Here is a 22,555-nt window from a genome sequence, read left to right as displayed (position 1 = left end):
CACCGACGCCACGACCCTGACCAGGCGGCGCAAATCGGCATCGAAATCACCCTGCCGTCAGGGTCGCGAGCAGCTGACGAGTGCGCGGGCTAGCTGCGCCCGGCGTGATCCAGAATGGCGGCGGCCACCTCGGCCGGGCGGTCGACCTGCAGGAAATGCCCTGCCCCATCGATGATTCGGACCGCCGAACCGGCGGGCAACGCGTTCAGCAATTGCTCGGTGTAGCCGACCTGCATCGCGCCATCCTCCGTACCGTGCAGGTACAGGATCGGCGCGCACGGCAGCTCGCGCAAATACCGGTCGAACTCGGCATACGGCGCACCGATGCCGCCCGGGCGAACCAGCGCCCGGTAGTAGCCGACGGCGGCCGCCCGGTGCTCAGGGGTCGGCAGTGCGGCGAGCGTCGTCGCGACATCCTCGGCGATGTCGGTTCCCGCTGGCGACCAGTCACGCCAGAGTCGCGGGATGACCCGGTGCAGGGTGCGCTCCGGCAGGCCGGGCAGCTGAAAGTACATGATGTACCAACTCATCCGGAGCTGGATCAGGCTCATCCGGACGGTGCGAGCAGCGCCGAACCGCGTCCGGCTCATCGCCGCCAGCGGCGGCACGGACATGGACACCACCGCGTCGAACGGCGAATTCGGATACGCGGCAACGGCATTGGCGGCGAAGGCACCCCAGTCGTGCCCGACCAGCACAGCGTCGGGCCCGCCATCCAATGCGTCATAGAGATCCAGCACGTCGGACACCAGCGCACCGACATGGTAGTTGCCGTCGGCCGGCACCGCGCTCGGCGCGTAGCCGCGCATGAAGGGCGCCACGACCCGGTAGCCTGCCTCCGCGAGCAGCGGGGCGACCCGGCGCCAGCTGTGTGCGCTGTCCGGAAATCCGTGCAGGCACAACATCAATCGCCCGTCGGTCGGGCCCCACGCCAGCGCCCGCATGCGCAGGCGCGGCAGCGCGAGATCTAGGCTCTCCTGATCGGCCATCATTACTACGGGGTCAGCGTGACCTTGATGCAGTCCGCGGTCCGCGCCGCAACGGCGGCGTAGGCCTTCGGCGCATCATCGAGCGACATGGCGTGCGTGAAGATGCCGTCCACGCCGAGGCGACCCGACCGCAGCAGTGGGATCAGCGCCGGCCAGGTTTGTTGCACGGGCGCGGTGGTCATGCGCAGCGTGATGCTGCGGATCAGCGACAGCGTCGCGGGGAACGGGAACGGGTTGAGGTCGTGCACGCCGACCACGGACACCGTGCCGCCCGCGCGCACGGTGGTCAGCGCCGCGTTCATGGTGGTGTCGTTGCCGACGGCGTCGATCACGGCGGCCGCTCCCCTGCCGCCCGTCGCTTCGTGGACGGCGCCGATCTGCTCTGGCGTGATCGCGGTGGCGCCGCTGCGGGCTGCCATCTCGCGTCGCCCCTCGACGGGGTCGACGGCGAACACCTGACCCGCGCCCTGCGCGATGGCACAGCGCACGGCACACAGGCCGACCGCACCCAGACCGAGGACGACGACGGTGCCGCCGGGCGGGATGTCGGCGCGTTGCGCCGCGGCCCAGCCGGTGGCGAGGTTGTCGGTGAGCAGCAGCGCGGCCTCGGCGCTGAGATCGCTTGGCAGCCGGTGCAACTGGAAATCCGCGGACGGCACGGCAAGGAGTTCGGCCTGCGCGCCGCCGAGCACGCCGGAACCGAAGATCTGCGGACCCGACACGCAGGTGATCGGGTCCTTGGTGTCGCAGCCGACGCAGTGGCCGCAACCCGCCACCGACGAAATCATCACCGGGTCACCGACTTTGACGGTGCGCACCTCCGGACCCGCCTCGACCACGGTGCCGATGGCCTCGTGACCGAGCGCCAGCGGCGTCGCCAACGGGTAGTCGCCTTCGTAGAAGTGCAGGTCCGATCCGCAGATGGCGGCCGTGGTGATCTGGACGACGGCGCCGTCCGGCCCGGGCAGCACCGGGTCGGGCACGGTGTCGACGTAGACGTTGCCGGGGGCGTCGATCAATACGGTTCTCAACTGTCCACCTCTGCTGATCCGGTGTTCCGTAACGGTGTTACAGAGTCACCTTACGGAGTCCGGATCCCGCTGTGTCGAGAACCCTCGGCAAGCCCCCGCCGCGCCTACCATCGAGACATGGAAGCGAGTACCCGGCGGCTCATTGCCGCCGTATGGGACCTCGCGATTCCGGCGCGCCGGCAGCCGGGTCTGGCCATGGCGGGATTCCGCGGCCGGGCGCCCACGCAGCTCGCACTGCAGCTCGTGCCCTACCCCGCGGTGACGGTGTTCATCGAGTTCGGCGACGGCGTGCTCATCGACGCCTCGGGTGCGCACCGGACCGGGGGCGGCATCGTCGGCTTGACGCCCGGCACGGTGACCGCCGTCGGCCGCAACGTCGACTGCTTGCAGATCCGGCTGTCGCCGGTGCTCGCCCGCGCGGTGTTCGGCACCTGCGACCCCACCGGCGTGCTGCCGCTCGACGCGGTGTGGGGCCGCGATGCCGAGCGTCTGTGCGAGCGGCTGCGCACCGCAGTGTCGTGGGATGAGCGGTTCGCCATCGCCACAACGGAATTGGCGCGGCGCCGCGAGTCCGGGCCCGCCGTGGACCCCGAGGTTGCGGCGGCGTGGCACTGGATGGCACACAGCCATGGGCAGGTCCGGATCGAGCGCGTCGCCGACGAGCTCGGCTGGAGCCGCAAGCGACTGTGGTCGCGGTTCAACGCGCAGATCGGGCTGCCGCCCAAGCGCGCCGCACAACTGATCAGGTTCGACGACGCCGCGCACCGCCTCGCCACCGGCACCGCGCCCGTCGAGGTGGCCGACGCCTGCGGCTATGCCGACCAGTCGCACCTGCACCGCGACGCCCGGCTGTTCGCGGGGATGACGCCGGCGGGCGTCGCCGCGGCACCGTGGCTCGACGTCGACCCCGTGGCCTGGCGGTAAGGGAACATTCCTCCAAGACACCGCCGCATCCGGCCGCGATTGTGGGGGCATGGACCCCGAGCTGCAGCGCTTCCTGTCGCTGTTCCCGAAAGCCGAATTGGACGATCCAGTGACGGCCCGCCGGCGGCTTGCCGAACTGTCCGCCGCCGTACCCGCGCCCGACACCGCCGGCTTGCGGATCAGCGACCGCCTCGTGCCGGGAAACCCCGACATTCCGGTACGTGTGTACCAACCTGCGGAGCCCGTCGGCGCGGTCCTGTGGCTACGCGGTGGCGGCTTCGTGATGGGCGATCTCGATACCGAACACCCGTGGGCCGCGCGCATCGCCCAGGCCACGGGCGCCGTCGTGGTGTCCGTCGGCTACCGTTGCGCACCCGAGAACCCTTGTCCCGCAGCGCTTGACGACGTCTATCAGGCCCTCATCTGGCTAGCGGCGAATGCACCGCAGCTCGGCGTCGAGCCGAGCCGCATCGCCGTCGGCGGCCATGCGGCAGGCGCGAACCTCGCCGCCGCGGCCGCGCTGCGGGCACGTGACGAAGGCGGCCCCCGGATCGCCTTTCAACTGCTCAACCAACCACCGCTCGATGATCGCCAGCGCAGCTGGTCGGCCCGGACCTTCACCGACACCGTCTTCATGACACGGGACAAGGTCGCCGCCAGTTGGCGGCACTATCTCGGCGGGCGGCCCGCGTCGGCCTACGCGGCGCCGGCCCGCGCCGAAGAACTGTCCGGCCTGCCGCCCACGTACCTCGCCACCGCGGAGTTCGATCCCAATCGCGACGAAGCGCTCGAATTCGGTATCCGGCTGCTGCAGGCCGGCGTTTCCGTCGAACTGCACCAGTGGCCCGGCACGTTCCACGGCTCGCAGGTGATCCTCGGTGCCGACGTCTCGCAACGCCAGCTCGCCGAACTCGGTGGGGCGCTGCGCCGCGGCCTCGCCGCCGGCGCGGCGGACCTGCGGGCGGTGTCCGCATGACCACCGCCGTCGACCTGTTCGCCGCCTTCGTCCACCTCTACGACGACGGCCGCATCGAACCGGCCGAGCGCGCGTTCGGCTCCGGGGAGCCGGGGTGGCATGTCATGACGTTCCACGCGGAGACCGACGCCGAGGTGCATGCCGACTATTGGGAAATCCACACGGAGGCAGACGAACTCGTCGTCTGCGTCGCCGGTGAGATACGGCTGTACCTACGCGCCGAGGAGGACGGTCCCGGCGTCACGCTGACGACGGGACACGCGATGGTCGTGCCGACTGGGACGTGGCACCGCATCGCGTTGACACGTCCCAGCGACATCATGTCGATCACGTTTCCCCGCGGCAGCCGGCTCGAGCAGCGCGACTGACCGCGGGGACAACGTCAGACCACCTCGCGGCGCCGGCGCCCGATGTAGACGCTCAGGCCGACGGCACCCAGGCTCAGCAGGCCGCAGGTCACCGCGGCGATGATCAGCCCCTTGTTCGGGTTCTCCAGCCCCTTCTGGTCGTTGACCAGTTGCAGGTTGTAGTCGCCGGGCAGCGGCGCCTCACGCGGCTCGTCGAGACCCGGGAACTGCTGCGTCCGGTGCACCTCGAATTGCCGTTCGCCACTGGGGCTCTGGGTCCACTGCCCCCAGGCCGGCGTGACGCCGTCGAGCAGCACGCGGCGCTCGCCGTACTGCGCGTCGTCACCGGCGTCGACGATGCGCTGCACCCGGAACGGCTGGTAGACCGCGTCCGAATAGCGAACCTGCACAGGCACATTCGCGTAGCTCAGCACCGGCGGAGGCGGCGGGGGCAGCGGCACGCCGACGCCCGGGTAGTAGCCGCCACCGAAGAAGCTGCCGACCGCCACGTTGACGGCCGTGTTGACGGCGTTCACCACGACCGCGGTGAAGCTGTACGCCGCGAGGTCGGCGACCTCCATGACGATGCGCTGCAGCGGCGGGATGTAGACGATGCGCGGCGCGTTGCGGTAGACGTACACCACCCGCACGGGGTCGCGGTACGGGTTGAACAGCACCGGACGGTAGTAGTCGTCGTACTGCACCCAGTCGGGCCGCCACTGCCGTACCCGGTTGTCCCAGTCCCGGCCCATCGGCCGGTTGTCGTGCCGATCCCAGTCCGGCCGGTTGTCCCGACGGTCCCAGTCCGCGCGTGTGTCGAACTGGAAGTTGGCGACGTTGACGACCTTGGCCAGGTCGGCGACGTCGTGCACGGGGGCCGGTTCCGGCAGCTTCACGTCGACCGCGGCGGCGGCCTTCGCGGTGGCGATGTCCTCGGCCGGCGCGGTCACCGTCTCGGGCTTGAGCAGCTCGATCGGCCGAGCCGCACGCGAGGTCGACGGCGACGCCGACTTCGACGAACCCGCCGTTACCGTGGCCGACGCGGAGGCCGAGGCTTCGGCCCGACCGGGACCGGCCTCGACGCGCTCACCGAACTGCCCTTCCAGACCGGCGACCGGCTTGCCTTCTGCCACAGTGCGATCCGTGGGAGCCGTCGACTTGTCCGGATCGACGGCGTCGGCCGGTGCCGGGCGCTCTGCGAGCGCGGTGGTCGGGCCCTGTGTCACGGACGTCGCCGACGGTGCCGACTTGTCCGGCTCGGCGACGGCGGTCGACGGACGTGCCGGCGTGGTCGGGTCAGCCGGCGCTTCCTGTGCCTTGGTGACCTTGGTGGTCGGCGCGGGAGCTTCGGTGCGTGCCGGCGGCGCCGCGACGACGGGCGTCTCCACCGGCGGCGTCGTGGTCACGGGAGCCTGCGACGTCTTCTCCGGCGCCTTGCTCTCGGGGACCTTGTTGTCCGGCACCTTGTTGTCGGGCACCTTGGTCTCCGGAGCGGCGATCACGGGCGCCACCGGGGTGACGGGCGCCGCGGGCGGGTCGGCCGGCGGCTTGGCCTGGACGGCCGGAACGTCGGCAGGAGCGGGCCGGCTCGGCGCCTCGGCCTCTACCGGCTGCTCCCGCTGCTTGCGTCCCCGCTGGCCGCCGCCGTCCTGCCCGTAGCCACCCGAGGAACCCGAGCCGTCCTGCGCCGAGGACGAATCCGGCCGCGGCGGCTTGGGCACCAGAGTGGTGGTGCTCGAGCTGTCCGAATCACCGCTCGGTTTGGCGGACACCGGAGCCGCGCCCACCGTGAGCGCGGTCAACGTCGTCACCACACCGGCGGCGACGGCTCCTACGAGCCGGCTCTGCCGGCGGGCCTGCTGAATATTCTTGTTATCGGTTTTATCGGTTTGAGTACCCATCGCGCATCGACTCCCTGCTGTGTCGCAACGTCTCACCGAGTCCATCTACTTAGACGGGCTCGGCGTTACATTCGACGTCTACTTGGCCGGGATTGTTCCGGCCGCGACCGAAGCGGCCGGGCCGGCGGGCGGTGCCGGGGCAGACGATCCCGCCGGAAACCCGATCACCGGCACGCCGGGAGTGCCGACGCGTCCGGCCAACCACGGGAAGCTGGTCTGGAACGCTGTCACCGCGAAGGGCCAGTCGTGCTTGCCCGGCTGCGCGACGACGGCGCAGTCGATGCCCAACTGACGGCCCAGGGCGCACAACGTCTTGCCGGCCTCGGTCTGGTCGCCGGGGTTGCCGGCGCCGTCACGGCCGCCGAGACCGACGGCGTCGGGGCGTGCTTTGGGCCCTTTCCACTGGGTCGGGGCGTCCGACGAGATGGCGAACCAGCCCGAGACACCTTGATAAGGACCGTGTTTGGTCATCACCGTCCGGGGATCGAAGGCCGCCCACTGCGCTTCACCACCGCCGTAGAGCCGGGCGATGGTCTGCTCCTTGGACCCCGCGTTGGGGCCCATGTCCCCCGCGATGTCGACGAACGTGCCGAATTGCTCGGGATGCATCACCGCGAGGTCCACCGCGCACGTTCCGCCCATGGACCAGCCGACGACGCCCCAGTTCGCGGGTTTGGCGCTGACACCGAACGTGGACTCCAGGTATGGCGGGATGTCCTTGGTGAGGTGGTCGGCGACGTTGCCGCGCGGGCCGTTGACGCACTCGGTGTCGTTGTTGAACGAACCGCCCGCGTCGACGAAGACGAACACCGGCGCATTGCCGCCGTGGGCCGCGGCGAAGTTGTCGAAGAGGTTCGCGACGTTGCCGATGCGCAGCCAGTCCGCCGGGGTGTTGAACTCGCCCGCGATCATCATCACGGCGGGCAGCGGCGGGGTGTTGCGCGCGAACCACGCGGGCGGCAGGTAGACGACCTCGGTGCGGTGCTTGAAGCCCGATGCGGTGTCCGGGATGTCCACTTCGACCACCGCGCCGTGTGACGGGACGACGCCGGCGGCCTTCATCGAGGTGACACTGGACATCTCGGTCTCGTCGGTCAGCGGGCCGGCGGTGAGCTCGCCCCACGCGGTCTGGACGGTCGGGAAGTAGCCGACCCAGTCGTTGAGGGCGACGCCGGTGCTGAGCAGGCACAACGGCACGGCCAGGACCGCGACGGCGCGACGCCACCACGCGGCACCGCGCCAGCCGAGCAACAGCACGCCCAGTGCCAGCCCCGACAGGCCCACCCAGACCCACAGGGCTGTCGGTGCCGGATTCCCTGCCAGACCTTGTGATGTGGTGAACCAGTTCGCCCACGCGGCAGCCGCGATGCCGAGGATGGCGCAGACCGGTAGCCACAGGTAGCGCCACCGCCGGCCCCGCCATCCGATGGCCAGGAGCAGGACGATCGCGGCGATCACCTGGATCGTCACGGGCAGCCATCCGTAGAGCAGAGACAGTCCGTGGTGATTGGGGGCGACCACGGGCGGAAGAGTCGGGGCGGCGGGGCCGCCTGAGGCGTCGGCAAGAAGCGTCGTCGTCACAGAATTCGATGATGGTGGCGGTAGCTGTGCGCCGGCTGTGCTGACCGCATGAGGCTCGTGAGCTTCGGGTCTAGCCGATCCCCACTCCGAAATACAGTTCGGGCACGACGCCCGGGTACAGGTCGCGCGGGTTGGCGCCGCCGGCCTGTCCCGGGATGCCGACGCAGACGTCCTCCTCGACGCCGTCGACGTGCCGGCTCTGGCAGGTGGCCGGCTGATCGGCGCTGGCAGCCGGCGCCGCCAGAAGACCGGCACCCAGGAACACCAACACCCCGGCGGCCAGGCGGCACTGCCGCGCGCTTTGCTTCATCACGTTCGTCATCGCTCGCCGGCTGTCACATCGGATTTCGGTCGCTTGACCAGTTTGCGCTCAGCCGAATCGCGATGCCAGCGCCTTCCTACCGATTCACCCTGACCGAATTCACTCTAGTCACACTAGTCACAGCCGTCACATAGGAAACTCTAATGTGGATTAGCAACTCAGTTCACTTCAATAACATTTGCATCACTGAGCGCTATTGAATCACTAATAACAAATGAATCACAGGCCTCATCCGTGCCTATAACCACACGGTAACACTACTCCCGTAACAGCTCACTGACCTGCAGCGACACGCTAGATAACAACAGTCAGTGCCGTCTCTTCCGCATCAGAAATATGCAGAAACACTAAAATTACTCGAAGAATAACAATTACCCCATTAGCACAGCTGATTATCAGGTTTAACGTCTGTATAGACAGCATCATGCGTCAATTGCGAACCATTTTGCGATCGGAATCAGGTCCGTTCGCACAACAGGATCGAGGTGGGTATGAGCGGGCACCTATTTGTCCGTGCGGTCGCCATATCCGGCGTCCTCGCGATCTCCCAACTGTCGTTGACGATCTCCGAGGCAAACGCCGAACCCAACTGGGATGCCATCGCCCAGTGCGAATCGGGGGGCAACTGGGCGGCCAACACCGGCAACGGCTACTACGGCGGGCTGCAATTCAGCCCCGGCACCTGGACCGCCAACGGCGGCATCGGCTCACCGGCAGCGGCCAGCCGCGGAGAACAAATCCGCGTAGCCCGAAATGTCATGAAGACACAGGGAATTGGCGCATGGCCGGTATGCGGAAGCGCAGCCGGGCAGGCTCAGGCACCGAACGTCTGCCGCACGCTCGTGCAGTTCATCCCGCTGTCGAACCTGCCGTTCCTGTGCCGGACGCTGCTGAGCGTCTTCCGCTGACGGCCGGCGCTGCTACCGACTACTGAGCAGGGCGAGTTCCTGCTCAGTGACCAAGCGCTCCATCTCGGCGCGATAGGCCTGGTCGTCCGACGGACGACGGGTGACGGCGGCGGTGAGCTGCGCGACGATGCGTTCCACCTTGCGAGCTGTAGACATTGGACGCTCCCAACCACGAACTGAGTGGCCTGACTGCCCTCAGGCCACTCTGATCACACTGGTCTACACGCGTCACATTTTGGCTACGGCTGCATCACATGTCGCACACGCCGGCGTGCCGTGCGCGTGTCTCGCCAAACCCTCGTGAGACCGTGCCGCGCCCGGACCGCACGACGCCGTCAGGCGGCGTCGGCACGTAGTGCCGCCAACAGCGCCGGAGCCGCTTCGTCGAAGAAGCTGTCCTGTGAATCCCCGCCGATCTGCACGAGTGCGATGTCGGTGAACCCCGCATCGCGGTAGGCGCTGACGGCCTCGACGACGGCGTCGATGTCGGGGCCGCACGGAATCTGCTCGGCCACGTCCTCCGGTCGCACAAATTGCGTCGCGGCGTCAAAAGCCTTGGGGTTGGGCAATTCCGCGTTCGTCGGCCAGCCACCGCCGAACCACCGGAACTGCTCGTGTGCCCGCTCCACCGCCTTGTCGCGATCCCTGCCCCAGCAGATCGGCAATTGCGCCACGGCCCGTCCCGTCGTGTCCAGACCCTGCACCCGGCGCTCGTGGATCCACTGGTCGACGATCGGTTTGTCCGGGGAGACGTCGATCATGAAGTCGGCGAAGTCGGCCAGTCTTTGGACCGACTTCTCCCCTGTCATCGAGATGCCGATCGGGACGGGTTCGGCCGGCAGATCCCACAATCGGCCGTTGTCGACTTGGAAGTACTCGCCCTTGTGGTTGACGACCCCGCCGTCGAGGAGCTGGCGAATGATCTTCGTCGCCTCGCACAGCATGTCGAGGCGGCGCTCGTAGCCCGGCCATCCCTGGCCCACCACATGTTCATTGAGGTTCTCACCGGTGCCCAGCCCGAGCAGGAACCGGCCGTCCGCCAAGATCTGTGCCGTCGCGGCCTGTTGTGCGACGACGGCCGGGTGATAGCGCATCGTCGGGCACGTGACATAGGAACACAGCTCCACCCGGCTGGTGGCGTGCGCGACGGCGCCCAACACCAGCCAGGCGTTCGGCGCGTGCCCCTGCGAGACCAGCCACGGCGAATAATGGTCGCTGCAGACTTCGAAGTCGAAGCCCACCTCCTCGGCCCGAACAGCATGTCTGACAAGCTCTTTCGGGCCGCACTGCTCAGTCATCAGGGTGTAACCGAACGAAGTCATACGGTCATCTCTCCGGTGTCGCGCCAATTACTGATCCGATTGATTCGCCCGCTCCCGGGCTTCTGCCGCTTTCGCGGCGCCCCGGGCGGATTCCGCCTCGGCCTCTCGCTTGGCCGCGTCGCGCTGCGCTTCGCCCTTGTCCTGCTGCGCCTGCCCCTCCCGGAACAGGCCATCGCGCCCGATGACCGCACCGAGCAACGTCTTCACCTTGCCCTTGATGCCTTCGACGACACCCTTGGCAGCTTCTTCCGGACCGCTCGTACCCATGAGCTCCTCTTTCCGGTCGTGGTTTCGCGGCGACCGAGCCATCCGGCCGCCATAGGGTGGGTTCCCCGGCGACCGGATGCGAAACATGGGCCCGCGCGGGCCGCGGAGAAGTCTCAGTCCCCCAGCGACGCCAGGTAACGGATGCCGCCGATGCCCGGCAGGAAGAAGTAGCCGCCGCCCTTCATTGTGGTGAAGGCCGGAAGTCCCTTGTGCACCTTGCGGATCGGCCGTTTGGGGACGGTGAAGTCCAGGGTGCCGTCCTGCGTGCCGCAGATCGGATCGTGTTCGTTGCCGAGCTCATGGAACGCCTTGTCGTTGATCCAGACGTTCTGCGCAAACTCGAACTGGCGCACCAGATCCGCACAGATGATGAAGGCCGCGATGCCGCGGTCGATGCCGTCGTCCGGCGCGCCGTCGGGCAGTGCCGGACCGTAGGTGGCGCCGCGCCGGATCATCCGGCGGCGATTCATGTAGTGCGCGGTGTCGCGGGGATTCAGCCGCCGCGCGTGCGCCCCCAGCGGACACGCGTAGCCGAACGGATCCTCTTCCTTGTAGTTGAAGTCGTTGTTGCGCATCGGATCCGCCCCCAGCTCGGGGTCGTCCTGGTCCGGCGCCAGCACCAAAGGAGCGCCGCTGCGCCACCGGCCCATGAACTTCGCGGCCAGCAGCTCCTCGCTTTCGGGGCTGTCCGCGTTCTGGCGCAGGTAGTCGCGAAACACGCCGACGTGCTCCTCGAGTCTGCGGTACGCCAGGTAGCTGCCGTTGCGCGAAAGCACCTCGGGCTGCGGCAGATTCACCACAGGTCCGTTCTCGTCGTCGTACCCGAGGATGAACTCCCCGGGCGCCAACGGGTCACCCGAACCCGGCGTCGGTTCCTCCCCCGACCCCTTCATGACGGGCTGCGACAACCGGTCCCGGAAGCCGAAGTGATCGTGGGCGTAGTTGAACGGTGGCGTGGCATTGAGGTCCAGATACGACAGGCTGCGCACACCGTCGGTCCGCGCGAGCAGGTCGTCGTGCGCCGCGATGGATTTCGCGTTCTGTTCGTCGGTGCGGGAGAACAAGATCGCGATGGCGTGCAGGTCGTCGCCCGCCAGCCCGCCCACCCAGTGCTCCGGCGCGGCGGGCCCGACGTCACCCAGAATGCTGGCGCGCGAGGCCATGCCCTCCCGGAACGCGTCGGGGAAAGTCGCCAGCGACTCCTCCGGCACGCCCAGGGCCCGCAGACCATTCCACGTGAACGCCAACGTGACCCGACGATCGGACTCGTCCATCGTGGCCTTGGCGTCGGTCGCGGACTGCACCTTGTCCTGCATCTCCGACAACCACGCCCGGCCCCCGTCAGGGGTGTCGAACGTCAGGAACTCGTAGCGCCCGGTGAGGGCAGGAGTTCGCGTCAGCAGGATGTGCTGGATGTCGTCGAACTCGAGCATTACTGCATTTGGTCGAGCATGTCGGAGAACGCGGCCTTCAACCGCAGCGCCTTCTTGATCTCGTCCGCCGTCACGTACGGGTATTCCCCGTACTCCAGGAAGCTCGGCTGCTGGTGGTCCCGGACGAACTTGATGAATGCCTCGGTGTTGGTCTGCCAATCCTCCGGAACCCTTCGAGATTGGTGAACACCGTCGTGACACCCGTCGCGCTGAACAGCGCCACCGCGTCCTCGGTGTACTTGTCGAAATCGGTGTCGAAGATGCCCATGTACTGAAAGTGCAGGCCCGAGCCGACGTCGAACAGGTTCCAGCGCAGGTAGTGCAACCGCAGCGGCGCCAACGCTTCCGGGCTGGCCTTGATGGTCTCCTCGATGGTCTTCCCGTAGGCACGGACCGCTTCCTCGCGCCCCTCTTTCACCTTCGCGATGATCGAGAAGCCGTAGCAGGCCGGGGTCTTCGGGTACACCGGACCGTAACGACCCCGCACCTCCTCGAAGTAGCCCTCTTTGGGGATCGCCATGGCGGCCGGTCAGGTCCAATCCTGGCTGTTCTCGCTCATATTGACCCCTTCGTCACGCATACTCGACTGCGACGGACGCTATCACCGCCGGCATGCCCCGCGCGGCGATAGTGGTCCGGTCGCTCAGCGAACCGCACGAAGGATTAACAACGGCCAAACACCGCAATAATCGCGCAACAGCTTCTTGAGCGGCAACGCCGAATTATGCTCAGCCGAAACCGGTTCCGCGCCGGCACAGTGCCGACCAGCGCGAGCCAGCCGTTCGAAGGAAAAGACCATGCGACTGAAGCAGCGCTCCCTGAGTCTGGGTCTGGCGCTCACGTTCGTGCCCATCGGCCTCAGCGCGGCAGCGCCGGCCTCGGCCGACTGCACCGGCGCCGGGTACGCCACCGTGTGCGCACAAGGTGACGTTCGCGGCGGCGGCCCCACGCCACCTTCCGCGGCCTATCCGTCGTACTGCGCCGACCCCTGGTATTGCGACGACGGCTGGGGCATCGATATCAACGTCCCGATCCGCCCGATCCGCCCGCCCAACGGCGGCGGCGGCGGTGGCGGTATCGGCCCGCGCCGCTGATTCCCCTTATTTCGACAACGTTCAGGAGCAACCCCACATGAGAATCCGCAACATCATCGGTGCCGGTCTGATCGCCGGAGCGACGTTCATCGGCACAGCCACGACCGCCATCGCCGACCCGCCGGACTGCACTGCCGGCGACCTCGCCAACGTGATGTCCGGGGTGAACGCCGCCACCGCGTCGTACCTGTTCACCCACCCGGACGTGAACGCGTTCTTCACCGGTCTCAAGGGCAAGACGCGGGACCAGATGCGCACCGAGATCACCACCTACATGGACGGGAATCCTCAAGTGAAGGCGGAAATCGAAGGCATCCGCCAGCCGGCGGCCGACTTCCGCGCACGCTGCAACGCCCCGGTTCCGGACGGTCCGCTGAACTGACGGCTTCGGCCGGAGAGGAGTTGGTCTCGATGAGCGCTCACACCAGAGTGGCGGGTGGAGTCGTTGCGGTCAGCGCGGCGGTGGTCTTGACGATCACCGGCTGCGGCAAGGATTCCGCCCCGCCCGCCGCATCGAAGTCGGCGACGTCGTCGTCCGCCGTCACGTCGACGACCGCCTCCCCTCCGGCCCAGCCCGCCGACTACTCGGCGCTGCTGATCAAGGCGACCGATCTCGTCGCACCCGAAGAATTCGTCGCGTCCCCGCCCGTGCAGAACCCGGACGGAAAGCCCGGTGTCGCCACGTCGTTCGGCAACGCGGACCGCACCCACGTCGTCGGCGACACGATCCTGATCCTGCCGGACCCGGCCGCCGCCACCGCGGCGCTCGAGGCCGCCAAGTCCGCGCTCGGTGGCAGTGTGGTCGGCGGCGCGCCCGCACCGATCGAGGTTGGCGCCGGCGGCATTTCGGTGTCGGGCAACTCGCCCGACAATGCCAAATCGGTGACCGTCGTCCTGTTCACCGAGGGCCGTGCGTTCGTCACGCTCGAATTCGACGGGCCCAAGGACGCCACCCCGCCACCCGACTTCGTTCTCGACGTCGGTCAGAAACAGGCCCTGGCCATCAAGAACGGGCTGCACGGCTGACCGTCGCACAACCCCTCCCGTAATCGCAGTCGTTTACTCGCCCCGCCCAAGTTGGGATCGGTAGCCGTTTCGGTGCTGTGTCCTTGCCCTGTAGGCGTCCCAAACGGATTCCAATCGGTGCGCCGTAGCGTCCCGTGGCGGTCACCGCTGACCGCGTCCGAACGACGGACTTCCTACCGAGTAGTGACCGGAAACAACGAAAGGCTGCAATGACTGACATTCCGCCAGGGAATTACCCTCCGCCGCCGGCTGGCGGCCTTCCGCCCGCAGGTGCGCCGCCCAACAACAACCTGGTGCTGGGCATCCTCGTCACGATCTTCTGCTGCCTGCCGTTCGGCATCGTGTCGATCGTCAAGGCGACTCAGGTCTCGGGGCTGTGGGCCCAGGGACAGTTCCAAGCCGCGCAGACTGCCGCGGACGAAGCCAAGAAGTGGGCGACGTGGGGTGCGATCGCCGGCGCCGTGGTGCTCGTGATCTACCTGGTGTTCACTTTCGTGATCGGTGCGGCGTCCTACGGGGGCGCGTTCACCTGATGCGACTCGGCGGTGGGCCGCGACACCCACCCGAGTGCCCGCAGCCCACCGCCGAGCAAATCCACTGAAAGAATTGGGCAACAACGGATTACCGAGCAAGCCCTCAGCTTGCGCAGTGGATGTGGAACTGCTCCCAGCCGTTGGCGACCGTTGCATCGGAATGGATGGTGTCGGTGGTCCGCCCGCCACCGCCCACGGCCGTGAGGAAGTGTCCGTCGATGGTGCCGATCGAATACACGGTCTGGCTGCCCGGAGCCGACGGAAGCTTGGTGATGGTGAACTTCTCCCAACCCTTCAACTGCGTGGCGTCGGAGTGGATGACGTCGGTGGTCCGTCCGCCACCGCCCACGGCCGTGAGGTAGTGCCCATCGAAAGCACGGATACCGTAATGCGTTCCGTCACCCGAGTCGACGAGCGCGAAGGTCTCCCATGACCCGACCCGCACTGCGTCCGTGTGGATTACGTCGAAGGGTAGTTGGCCGAGTCCCGTCAACCCGCCGCTGTTGACTGCCGTCACGTAGTGCCCATTGGAGGTCTTGAATGTGCAGTTGGTCTTCGTCGGGGTGGCCGCCGAGGCCACACCGGACAGGCTCACGGCCATGACGGCCATCGCCGAAACGCCGACGGCGGCGAGCAGTCGCCTGTGCTTGCGCACCGACGTCGGTTTCGGCGCGGACGGCTGGGGGTCGATATCGGCAACCATGGAATGCTCCTTCGATGTGATCGGAGTCCCGGTTGGACCCCTGACACAGGTAGGAGCACCGAGTCCCGAAAGAGGGGACACATTTTTCGGGAACTGATCTTCGAGGTCTGCAGTACGCCCGGCATCACAACCGAACAGCCACCTCCGTCAGCGCATGGTCGATACTGGCAGCGCTGGGTGACAACGAAATCCGGGTAGCGGCGATCGCGGTGTTGGCCCGCAGGAAGCTGCCGGTGCGGTGGACACCGAGCACGTCGGTGGGTTGTCCGTCCAGGAAAACCGCATGTCCGCCGACGAATACGGCGCTGACGGTGTCGTCGTTGCGGTTGACCATCCGCGACAGTCCGCCGTATTGCTCGACGGGTTCCTCGGCGTAGTCGTCCAGCGACCCGTCGAGGCGCGCCGGGTCGACGATCATCAGATCGGCGCGGTCGCCGAGCCGCAGGTGACCGGCATCGATCTGGTACCAGTCGGCGAGTTCGCCGGTGAGTCGGTGCACGGCCTGCTCGAGCGTCATGAACGGCGTCCCGGCCTGCTGCGCTTGGTAGACGTGGCGCAGCAGCCGCAGCCCGAAGTTGTAGAAAGCCATGTTGCGCAGGTGCGCACCCGCGTCGGAGAAGCCCATCTGCACGCCGGTGTCGCGGGCCATCTTCTTGAGCACCTCGGGACGATGATTGGAAATCGTGGTGCGCCAGCGCAATGCGGTGCCGTGCTCGACCACAAGATCGAGGAACGCGTCGACAGGGTGCAGCCCGCCGCGGTCGACACCGACCTGCCCGAATGACATTCCGATCACCGAAGTGTCGGGACAGTCGACGATCTCGGCATCGAAGAAGTCGCGATGCCAGACCCGCAGACCGAACTTGCTGTCGTAGTCCTTGCGGAACCAGCGTCGGTACGATTCGTCACGCAGCAGGTCATTGCGCTGCGCCACTTGATCTTTCAGGTGCATGGCGGCGGCACCCGACCCGAACTCTTCGAAGATCACCAGATCGATGCCGTCGGCGTAGACCTCGAACGGCACCGGCAGGTGTTGCCAGCGGAAGTTGCCGCCGAGTTTGTTGACCACGCGGGCGGCTGGACCCATCGTCGCGATCAGCCACGGGTTCGCCTTGATGTCGGCGGCCGACAACAGTGTGGTCTTGAGCGGACGACGCACCAGGCCCAGTGACTGCGCCGCCTGAGAGACGATGTTGAACGGGTTCTGGATGTCGGGACCGGCCTGCAAGACCTTGCCGGTGCGGCGCAGCATCGACTTGAGCCGGCGGAGTTCCCGCGGCTTCGCATACGTCGACGGCAGGGTCCGCGAGCGGCAGGTGTCGCCGTCGAGCTTGTCGAAAAGCAGTTGTTGCGAAGACATTCCGATGAAGCCGGCCGCGAGTGCTTCGGCGAGCAGATGCTCCATCCGCGTCTGCTCGGCCTTGGTCGGGCGAACTTCCTTGCGGGTCGCACGATCCAGACCCATCGTGGCCGCCCGCATGTCCGAATGACCGATGAAAGCAGCAACATTGGGGCCCAACGGCCGCGCCTCCAGCGCCGCGATGTACTCCTCGGCGTTGCTCCAGTTCTTGTGCTGGTCCACGGCGCCGATGACGTGCTCGCGCGGGATGGCCTCCACGCGGGCGAACAGGTCGCCGGCGTCCTGTCCGTCGACGTGCACCGTCGACAGCGAGCACGAACCCACCATCACCGTCGTGACGCCATGGCGAAGCGACTCCGATAGCGCTGGGCTGCCCAGCACCTCGACGTCGTAATGGGTGTGGATGTCGACCAGGCCGGGAAGAACCCATTTGCCCGCGGCGTCGATCACGTGGCAGTCGGTGACGTCGAGCGACTGGGCGCTGATCGCCGCGATGTGGCCGTCGCGGATGCCGATGTCGCGAATCGCCGACGGCGCGCCCGTTCCGTCGAACCAGCGGCCGTTACGGATGACGGTGTCGAAACGCATGGGTGGTCCTCTCCTCGGAATGCGTGTCCCAGGATGCGGCGCCCGACGGTATTCAGTCTTGACAGTTGCGGACGAATATTTGACATTTGTTGACATGTCTGTGGTGCGCGGCACGTCGCTGGCGGGCTATTCGCGCCTGGTCGCCGAACTCGGTGGCGATCCGGGCGAGCTGCTGCGGGCTGCCGGTATCCGGCCGCAAGACGTCGGCGAGCACGAGGCCTTTCTGCCGTACCGCAACCTCATCGTGGCCATCGAAACCGCGGCAACGGCAACCTCGACTCCCGATTTCGGGCGGCAGCTGGCGCTGCGGCAGGGCATCGAAATCCTGGGGCCGGTCGGGGTTGCCGCGCGGACCGCGGCCACCGTCGGCGACGCCTTCGCGATTCTGGAAACCTTCATCGCGGCCTACAGCCCGGCCATCTCGGGGCGCCTCACCCCGACTGCCACCGACGGTCAGTTGTTCTACGCATTCGAAGTTCTGATCGAGCGCCCACCCCCATATCAACAGACCATCGAACTGTCCCTGGGGGTGTCGCTGCGGGTGATGCGGTTCCTGCTCGGTGCGCGGTACGCGCCCCTGGCGGTGCACGTCCCGCACGAACCACTCACGCCGACGGCCGATTACGTCGCCTACTTCGGGTGCCGGCCCTACTTCGCCCAGCCCGCCGCCGGTTTCACGCTACGCACAGAAGACCTCGCGCGCCCCATCAGCCAGGACGCACTGGCCCATCAAGCGGTGGTGCAGTACCTCGCCGGGATCACCACCAGCCACGGCGGCATGGCGCAATCCGTGCGCACCATGGTCCGACAGCTCCTGCCCACCGGCACCGCGAGCCTCGAATTGATTGCGGCACAATTCAATCTGCACCCACGCGCACTGCACCGCCGACTCACGGCGGAGGGCACCAATTTCGCCGACCTCATCGACGGAGTGCGACGCGATACCGCCGAACACCATCTGCGCCATACCGACATCAGCCTGTCACACCTGACGCGCGAGCTCGGCTACGCCGAGCAGAGCGTCCTCACCCGGTCGTGCCGACGCTGGTTCGGCTGCGGGCCAAGGGAATACCGCAGGGAAACCAGGATTGACGCGATCCCGCCATCAGACGCGTGACCGCCCCCATCCCACCGCCCGCGCATAGTCAGACCCTGGTGGTGACCTCGGTCAGCGCCCGATCCAGCATGTTGAGCGCGCGCACCGACGCACGCACCGGACCCGGCCGCATCTCGGGCAGGCCGACATCGAAAACAGCTGCCTCGCTGCGCTTCTCGTTTCTCACGTCATCGCCGGCGACCAGTTTCCGTACCCGTGCTATCGCGTCGACAGCACGTGCCGCGGCCTGATGCAGAGCGTCGTCGGCGCCCTCGAGAGGCGGCCCGACATGCGACGCGGTGACCCCGGCACGCGCCAGCGCATGCGCCGAACGGTTGGCTACCTGCAGACCGCGCATCAGGCGCCGGACCCCATGCCGGAGTTCCGAAAGCGGACCCATCTGAAGCGGTTTGCCCGCCGTGACGGCTTCCTTCAGGGCGTTGTCCATCCGGCGGGTGTCGGCAACCAGGTCACCAGCATCGCCTGCGGTGAGTACTGCCGTTACCGCCGTGTCGATCACCCGCTCCATGTGGTCGAGGTAATCGTTGACCTTTTCGGCGAAGGTGGCGCGGGTCTTGGTGGAGAAGACGAAATACGCGGACGCGATACCCACCAAGCTGCCCACCGCTGTTTCCGCGATGCGCACCTCGAGCACCTGGGCACTGAAATTGCCCAGGAGCCCGTACAACATCGCGAGCAGGACCGTCACGAAGAACGTCAACCAGAAGTAGGCGACGGTCGCCAGGTAGAACGCGAAGAACACACAGACCACCAGGACGACGATCTGCAGAGCCGGGTTCCGCCCGATCTCCGCGGCAAGCAGCACGCCCGCCACAACCCCGGCGATGGTGCCGACGATGCGATGCCCGGCGCGCGACAGGATTTCACCGCGCGTCGAGACACCCGTGAACACCAGGAAAGCTGTCAGCACCGCCCAATACCCGCGGTCAGGTGAGATGAGATTGCCCAAAACCGTTGCGGCGCTGGTCGCCACCGCGACCTGAATCGCGGCTTTGGTGCTGGGATCCAGTCCCGACGGCGCGTCCTGGCCGTCGTCGCCGTCGGCCTCGACAGCGGCTGCGGCTGCGGCTGCGGCGATGTCGTCGTCGCTGATGCCGCGGGCGTTGGTGGTGATGTGGTGAATCGCCAAGTGTGCCTGCATCGCCCGGTACGCCGTGACCGTCGCGACGCCCGCCGAGGTCGACAGGTCGGCCTTGTCCGCCCGCTGCCGCGCCCATCCGTCGGGCCTGCCGCAACTGTTCCTCTGTGGGGTTGTTGTCCAGGCAGATTCGCAGCGCGGCCACCGCGTCGACCAGACCCTCGGGCCACGGCTCGTCCTGGTCCAGCCACCACAGGAACGATGCCGCCTGTTCCAGCATGATCTGCGCTTCGAACACCCGCAGCGCCAGGTCCTTGCTGGTGACACTCAGTGATTTCGCGGCCTCATACCGGTCCAGCCAGTCGTCGATGAGCAGCGCCGTCTCACCCAGCTGATCGAGTTCGTGCCGCGCGACGTCGACGCTGACCTGACCGCGCCGGGTGGCGACGTCCAGCGTCGAGAGCGACGCGGCGCGCAGTGCCGACAGCAGGCGACGTGCCTCGACACGTGGCCGTTCCGGAAACAGCAGCACGTGCACCAGCAGCGACGACGCGATTCCCACTGCCACCGCGACCGCCAGCACCGGAATCTGATGTACCGGGGTCCGCAGGAACATCACGAAGAAGTACGAGATGAACGCGACCATCCCGAGCGCGTTTCCGCGCGGACCGTACCGCCGCACCCACACCGCGGCGAACAGCACGGCGATGAAGCCGACGTCGACGATCTTCCCGTGGGGCGCCAGGAATGCGGCCAGCGCCATGGCGCCGATCGCCGGGAAGAACAGCAACAGCGTCGTGATGTTGCGGCTGCGCTGATCGCGATCCTTGACGGCGGCCGAGGCCTGCATCGCGACCACCGCGCCCAGCATCGCGACGGTCACCGGTTGCCCGGCCGCCCGGGTGAAGGCGAGCATCGCACCGATCGCCAGCAGCAGCGAGAAGGTGGTCGCCGCCGCACTGCGCAACCGGATGCGGCCGGGGTCGGCAGCGTTGAGGACACTCGCTCTCCGCACCGCTGTCGCTACCTCCACAGGTCAATTCTGCGGCATCAGCCTGTGTGGCATGTCCAGGTCGGTGGACGTAGCGGTTCTGGCTTCGCAGCGTTGCCAACCGGCGTAAGTTACCGTCGTGGCACGTCGCAAAGGTGGGCTGACCAGCAGGTTGATCAGCGCTGCCATCGCATCGCGGCTAAGCCGCGAGGAGGAAGTCGGTGGGATGACCCTGCCGAACGTGCGGCTGTGGCTCGGCGGCGAACGCAATCAGCCATTGGGCGATTCGGTCGTGCTGCAAGTGCGTTCGGCCGGCCTGCCCTGCGACGTGATCGCCACCGGAGAGATCGATGTTCCCCGCCGCATGCGCCAGCCGCGGACGTTGCGTCTACGCCCCGCCATGCTGAACCTGCCGCCGTTGCGCAAAGCCACGCTCGCCGTGGAGATCCCTCCCGTCGCACAGCGCAAGGCCGCTCGCGCGCTCAAGCGAGGTGAGCCGGTCATCGCCGTGATCGAAGTCGAAGCCACCGATAGCCGAGGCAGTTCGGCGCGAGTCAAACGGCGGATTTCGCTGAGTCCGCCGAGGCGGGGACTTGACTAGCGCTGTCGGGCTTGAGTAGGGCTGTCGGACTTCGGTTGATGTTTGACGAATCTGTGTCGGTTGATCCTTGACACTCGTATTGGTGGTCAGACCTGTTCGCGGGTGCGGCAGGCCTTCTTGTTTCGTACCGCCCCGGTGCTGTTGCGGGCTGCGGTTTTGACCAATTGCTCGCCGACCCAGAACCGCAGCAGGTCCCCGTCGACATGCACGTCGCAACGTTGCCCGGCCCAGTGCCTGCCGATACTGACCTGCTGCCACGACACGCACACCACCCCGTTGGTGGTGACCCGCCGCGAGACCCAATCTGAGCCCTGGCGCTGCTCACGCGCAGCAGCGGGGGTCGACGGCGCCGCCGCCGGCGCTGATGCGGTGAACCGCTGAGCCGGGGTGTGCATCTTCAGGGACTGGTGTGGCCGGGCGGTGTTGTACTCGAGCACCCACTCATCCAGTGCCCGCTGCGCCGCCTTCAAATTCGGGAAAGGCGCTGCTGTGGAAAGGAATTCCGCTCTCAGACTCCGGTGAAACCGCTCGATCTTGCCCGTGGTCGTCGGCGAGCGCGGCTGGGTCAACAAGTGCTCGATGCCGTGCTCGCGGCAGATCGCATCAAAGAGGACCTCCACCGGAGGATGGTTGAACCGGCCGGTGAACACCTTGCCGTTGTCGGTCAGGATCTGTTCCGGTGACCCATAGGTCGCCAACGCATCGCGCAGCCCATCGCACACCGCGCGGGTGCGCTCCCGAGCCATCAGCCGGGCGCACACGCACATACGGGAGTGGTCGTCGATCCCGGTCAAGGCCTTGGCGCTGGTCCCGTCGGCCAGCGGGAATCCACCGACGACATCCATCTGCCACAACTCCATCGGCGCACCCCGCTCCCAGCGTTTCCACTTGCGGGCCCGCCGATCGCGCAACCGCGGATCGATCAACCCCGACCGCACCAACGCCCGGTACACCGCCGACTCCGAGGGCACCGGTGACACCTTGCGTTTGGTCAGCTCGAACACCAACCGTCGGGGCCCCCAATACGGACGGGAACGCCGCAACTCCAGGACCGCCGCTTCGACCTCGGCTGACATCTGATGCGGACACGACACCGGCCGATGCGACCGATCAACCAACCCGTCCAAACCCTCGGCCTCATACCGCGCCAACCAGGCATGCACCGTCTGACGCGACACCCCAGCCTTCTCGGCCGCCTGCGTCACCGACAACCCATCACTGATCACTGCCAGCACCGCCTGATACCGCTGCTCAGCCACGCTCAACTCCCTCATCTAGGGAGTGTCAAGGATCAACCGAAGCAGCTGTAAAGCATCAGCCGAAACACTGTCAGGCATCACCCGACAGAGAAATGTCAGCCATCAGCCGACGTAATACACGGGCTTGAGTAGGGCGGGCGGGGCTCGAACCCGCGACCAAGGGATTATGAGTCCCCGGCTCTAACCAACTGAGCTACCGCCCCA

24 protein-coding genes, 1 tRNA gene and 1 pseudogene are annotated in these 22,555 nt (G+C 67.2%); 10 read left to right on the top strand and 16 right to left on the bottom strand.

The genetic code is table 11. From position 1 onward, the window contains the following. Nucleotides 1-89: 89 nt before the first annotated feature. Together ACJEIK_RS09170 and ACJEIK_RS09165 are read right to left on the bottom strand one after the other, a co-directional pair. Entirely contained in the window at nucleotides 90-989 is a 900-nt protein-coding gene (locus tag ACJEIK_RS09170) for an alpha/beta fold hydrolase (RefSeq protein WP_409431674.1), read from the bottom strand. Nucleotides 990-994: 5 nt separating this feature from the next. Next, a complete protein-coding gene (locus ACJEIK_RS09165) occupies nucleotides 995-2,020 on the bottom strand; it encodes a zinc-binding dehydrogenase (protein WP_409431382.1) in 1,026 nt (341 codons plus the stop codon). Between the two features lie 117 nt (nucleotides 2,021-2,137). On the opposite strand from ACJEIK_RS09165, the gene ACJEIK_RS09160 reads away from it, so the two are divergent. Genes ACJEIK_RS09160 through ACJEIK_RS09150 form a run of 3 tightly spaced genes read left to right on the top strand, consistent with a single transcriptional unit; the run spans nucleotide 2,138 to nucleotide 4,288 of the window. Next, nucleotides 2,138-2,944, top strand: a complete 807-nt coding sequence (locus ACJEIK_RS09160) for a helix-turn-helix domain-containing protein (protein ID WP_409431381.1) — start codon at nucleotides 2,138-2,140, stop codon at nucleotides 2,942-2,944. A gap of 49 nt (nucleotides 2,945-2,993) precedes the next feature. Beyond that, complete coding sequence (locus ACJEIK_RS09155; protein WP_409431380.1) at nucleotides 2,994-3,920, top strand: alpha/beta hydrolase; 927 nt, start codon at nucleotides 2,994-2,996, stop codon at nucleotides 3,918-3,920. Then, complete coding sequence (locus tag ACJEIK_RS09150; protein WP_406801292.1) at nucleotides 3,917-4,288, top strand: cupin domain-containing protein; 372 nt, start codon at nucleotides 3,917-3,919, stop codon at nucleotides 4,286-4,288. Before ACJEIK_RS09155 ends, ACJEIK_RS09150 begins: the two co-directional genes overlap by 4 nt. A gap of 14 nt (nucleotides 4,289-4,302) precedes the next feature. Here the strand turns inward: ACJEIK_RS09150 and ACJEIK_RS09145 are convergent, their stop codons facing one another. The 3 genes from ACJEIK_RS09145 to ACJEIK_RS09135 form a co-directional block, all read right to left on the bottom strand. Then, nucleotides 4,303-6,168, bottom strand: coding sequence for a hypothetical protein (locus ACJEIK_RS09145; RefSeq protein WP_082934837.1), 1,866 nt, complete (start codon nucleotides 6,166-6,168; stop codon nucleotides 4,303-4,305). Nucleotides 6,169-6,246: 78 nt separating this feature from the next. Continuing rightward, nucleotides 6,247-7,749 (bottom strand): alpha/beta hydrolase, encoded by a 1,503-nt coding sequence (locus tag ACJEIK_RS09140; RefSeq protein ID WP_409431379.1) that lies wholly within the window; start codon nucleotides 7,747-7,749, stop codon nucleotides 6,247-6,249. Between the two features lie 70 nt (nucleotides 7,750-7,819). After that, nucleotides 7,820-8,062: a hypothetical protein gene (locus tag ACJEIK_RS09135; protein ID WP_135355571.1), complete on the bottom strand. Its 243-nt coding sequence runs from the start codon at nucleotides 8,060-8,062 to the stop codon at nucleotides 7,820-7,822. Between the two features lie 500 nt (nucleotides 8,063-8,562). Between ACJEIK_RS09135 and ACJEIK_RS09130 the strand changes: the two genes are divergently transcribed. Continuing rightward, the gene (locus ACJEIK_RS09130) at nucleotides 8,563-8,979 is read left to right on the top strand and encodes a transglycosylase family protein (RefSeq protein WP_064860203.1); all 417 of its coding nucleotides are present in this window, start codon (nucleotides 8,563-8,565) and stop codon (nucleotides 8,977-8,979) included. Nucleotides 8,980-8,991: 12 nt separating this feature from the next. Here ACJEIK_RS09130 and ACJEIK_RS09125 read toward each other — a convergent pair whose 3' ends face one another. From ACJEIK_RS09125 to ACJEIK_RS09105, 5 genes and pseudogenes are all read right to left on the bottom strand, one after another. Beyond that, a complete protein-coding gene (locus ACJEIK_RS09125) occupies nucleotides 8,992-9,135 on the bottom strand; it encodes a hypothetical protein (protein WP_165605579.1) in 144 nt (47 codons plus the stop codon). Nucleotides 9,136-9,314: 179 nt separating this feature from the next. Beyond that, on the bottom strand, nucleotides 9,315-10,301 hold the full coding sequence (locus ACJEIK_RS09120) for a TIGR03557 family F420-dependent LLM class oxidoreductase (protein ID WP_409431378.1): 987 nt from the start codon (nucleotides 10,299-10,301) through the stop codon (nucleotides 9,315-9,317). Between the two features lie 27 nt (nucleotides 10,302-10,328). Beyond that, nucleotides 10,329-10,568, bottom strand: coding sequence for a CsbD family protein (locus tag ACJEIK_RS09115; protein ID WP_244602197.1), 240 nt, complete (start codon nucleotides 10,566-10,568; stop codon nucleotides 10,329-10,331). Nucleotides 10,569-10,681: 113 nt separating this feature from the next. After that, complete coding sequence (locus tag ACJEIK_RS09110; RefSeq protein ID WP_135355568.1) at nucleotides 10,682-12,001, bottom strand: Dyp-type peroxidase; 1,320 nt, start codon at nucleotides 11,999-12,001, stop codon at nucleotides 10,682-10,684. Further along, nucleotides 12,001-12,521 (bottom strand): annotated as a pseudogene (locus ACJEIK_RS09105) (hypothetical protein). The gene ACJEIK_RS09110 and the pseudogene ACJEIK_RS09105 overlap by 1 nt, the downstream one beginning before the upstream one ends. Before the next feature lie 277 nt (nucleotides 12,522-12,798). Here ACJEIK_RS09105 and ACJEIK_RS09100 point away from each other — a divergent pair. From ACJEIK_RS09100 to ACJEIK_RS09085, 4 genes are all read left to right on the top strand, one after another. Next, nucleotides 12,799-13,095, top strand: a complete 297-nt coding sequence (locus ACJEIK_RS09100; RefSeq protein ID WP_135355567.1) for a hypothetical protein — start codon at nucleotides 12,799-12,801, stop codon at nucleotides 13,093-13,095. 37 nt (nucleotides 13,096-13,132) lie between these two features. Continuing rightward, complete coding sequence (locus ACJEIK_RS09095) at nucleotides 13,133-13,477, top strand: heme-binding protein (RefSeq protein ID WP_135355566.1); 345 nt, start codon at nucleotides 13,133-13,135, stop codon at nucleotides 13,475-13,477. Between the two features lie 29 nt (nucleotides 13,478-13,506). Further along, entirely contained in the window at nucleotides 13,507-14,121 is a 615-nt protein-coding gene (locus ACJEIK_RS09090) for a hypothetical protein (protein WP_135355565.1), read from the top strand. Nucleotides 14,122-14,330: 209 nt separating this feature from the next. After that, the gene (locus ACJEIK_RS09085) at nucleotides 14,331-14,654 is read left to right on the top strand and encodes a CD225/dispanin family protein (RefSeq protein ID WP_064860196.1); all 324 of its coding nucleotides are present in this window, start codon (nucleotides 14,331-14,333) and stop codon (nucleotides 14,652-14,654) included. 103 nt (nucleotides 14,655-14,757) lie between these two features. On the opposite strand, the gene ACJEIK_RS09080 is transcribed toward ACJEIK_RS09085, so the two are convergent. Continuing rightward, entirely contained in the window at nucleotides 14,758-15,357 is a 600-nt protein-coding gene (locus ACJEIK_RS09080) for a fascin domain-containing protein (RefSeq protein WP_064860195.1), read from the bottom strand. A 124-nt stretch (nucleotides 15,358-15,481) separates the two neighbouring features. Beyond that, complete coding sequence (locus ACJEIK_RS09075; protein WP_409431377.1) at nucleotides 15,482-17,305, bottom strand: N-acyl-D-amino-acid deacylase family protein; 1,824 nt, start codon at nucleotides 17,303-17,305, stop codon at nucleotides 15,482-15,484. A 94-nt stretch (nucleotides 17,306-17,399) separates the two neighbouring features. On the opposite strand from ACJEIK_RS09075, the gene ACJEIK_RS09070 reads away from it, so the two are divergent. Continuing rightward, a complete protein-coding gene (locus tag ACJEIK_RS09070) occupies nucleotides 17,400-18,422 on the top strand; it encodes an AraC family transcriptional regulator (protein ID WP_133427914.1) in 1,023 nt (340 codons plus the stop codon). Between the two features lie 28 nt (nucleotides 18,423-18,450). On the opposite strand, the gene ACJEIK_RS09065 is transcribed toward ACJEIK_RS09070, so the two are convergent. Further along, nucleotides 18,451-19,332 (bottom strand): FUSC family protein, encoded by an 882-nt coding sequence (locus ACJEIK_RS09065; RefSeq protein ID WP_409431376.1) that lies wholly within the window; start codon nucleotides 19,330-19,332, stop codon nucleotides 18,451-18,453. 16 nt (nucleotides 19,333-19,348) lie between these two features. Then, entirely contained in the window at nucleotides 19,349-20,533 is a 1,185-nt protein-coding gene (locus ACJEIK_RS09060) for a hypothetical protein (RefSeq protein WP_409431375.1), read from the bottom strand. 97 nt (nucleotides 20,534-20,630) lie between these two features. Here ACJEIK_RS09060 and ACJEIK_RS09055 point away from each other — a divergent pair, with 97 nt between their 5' ends. Further along, entirely contained in the window at nucleotides 20,631-21,092 is a 462-nt protein-coding gene (locus ACJEIK_RS09055) for a hypothetical protein (RefSeq protein WP_409431374.1), read from the top strand. An 86-nt stretch (nucleotides 21,093-21,178) separates the two neighbouring features. Here the strand turns inward: ACJEIK_RS09055 and ACJEIK_RS09050 are convergent, their stop codons facing one another. Both ACJEIK_RS09050 and ACJEIK_RS09045 read right to left on the bottom strand, forming a co-directional pair. Further along, on the bottom strand, nucleotides 21,179-22,366 hold the full coding sequence (locus tag ACJEIK_RS09050) for an IS481 family transposase (protein ID WP_409431373.1): 1,188 nt from the start codon (nucleotides 22,364-22,366) through the stop codon (nucleotides 21,179-21,181). A gap of 114 nt (nucleotides 22,367-22,480) precedes the next feature. After that, nucleotides 22,481-22,554 (bottom strand) — tRNA-Ile (locus tag ACJEIK_RS09045). Nucleotide 22,555: the final 1 nt, after the last annotated feature.

It is taken from the genome of Mycobacterium sp. SMC-16, from assembly GCF_046250085.1.
GTDB lineage: Bacteria > Actinomycetota > Actinomycetes > Mycobacteriales > Mycobacteriaceae > Mycobacterium > Mycobacterium phocaicum.
Note: the sequence above shows the minus strand (reverse complement) of the source record. Positions and strands in the feature narration are given on the sequence as shown.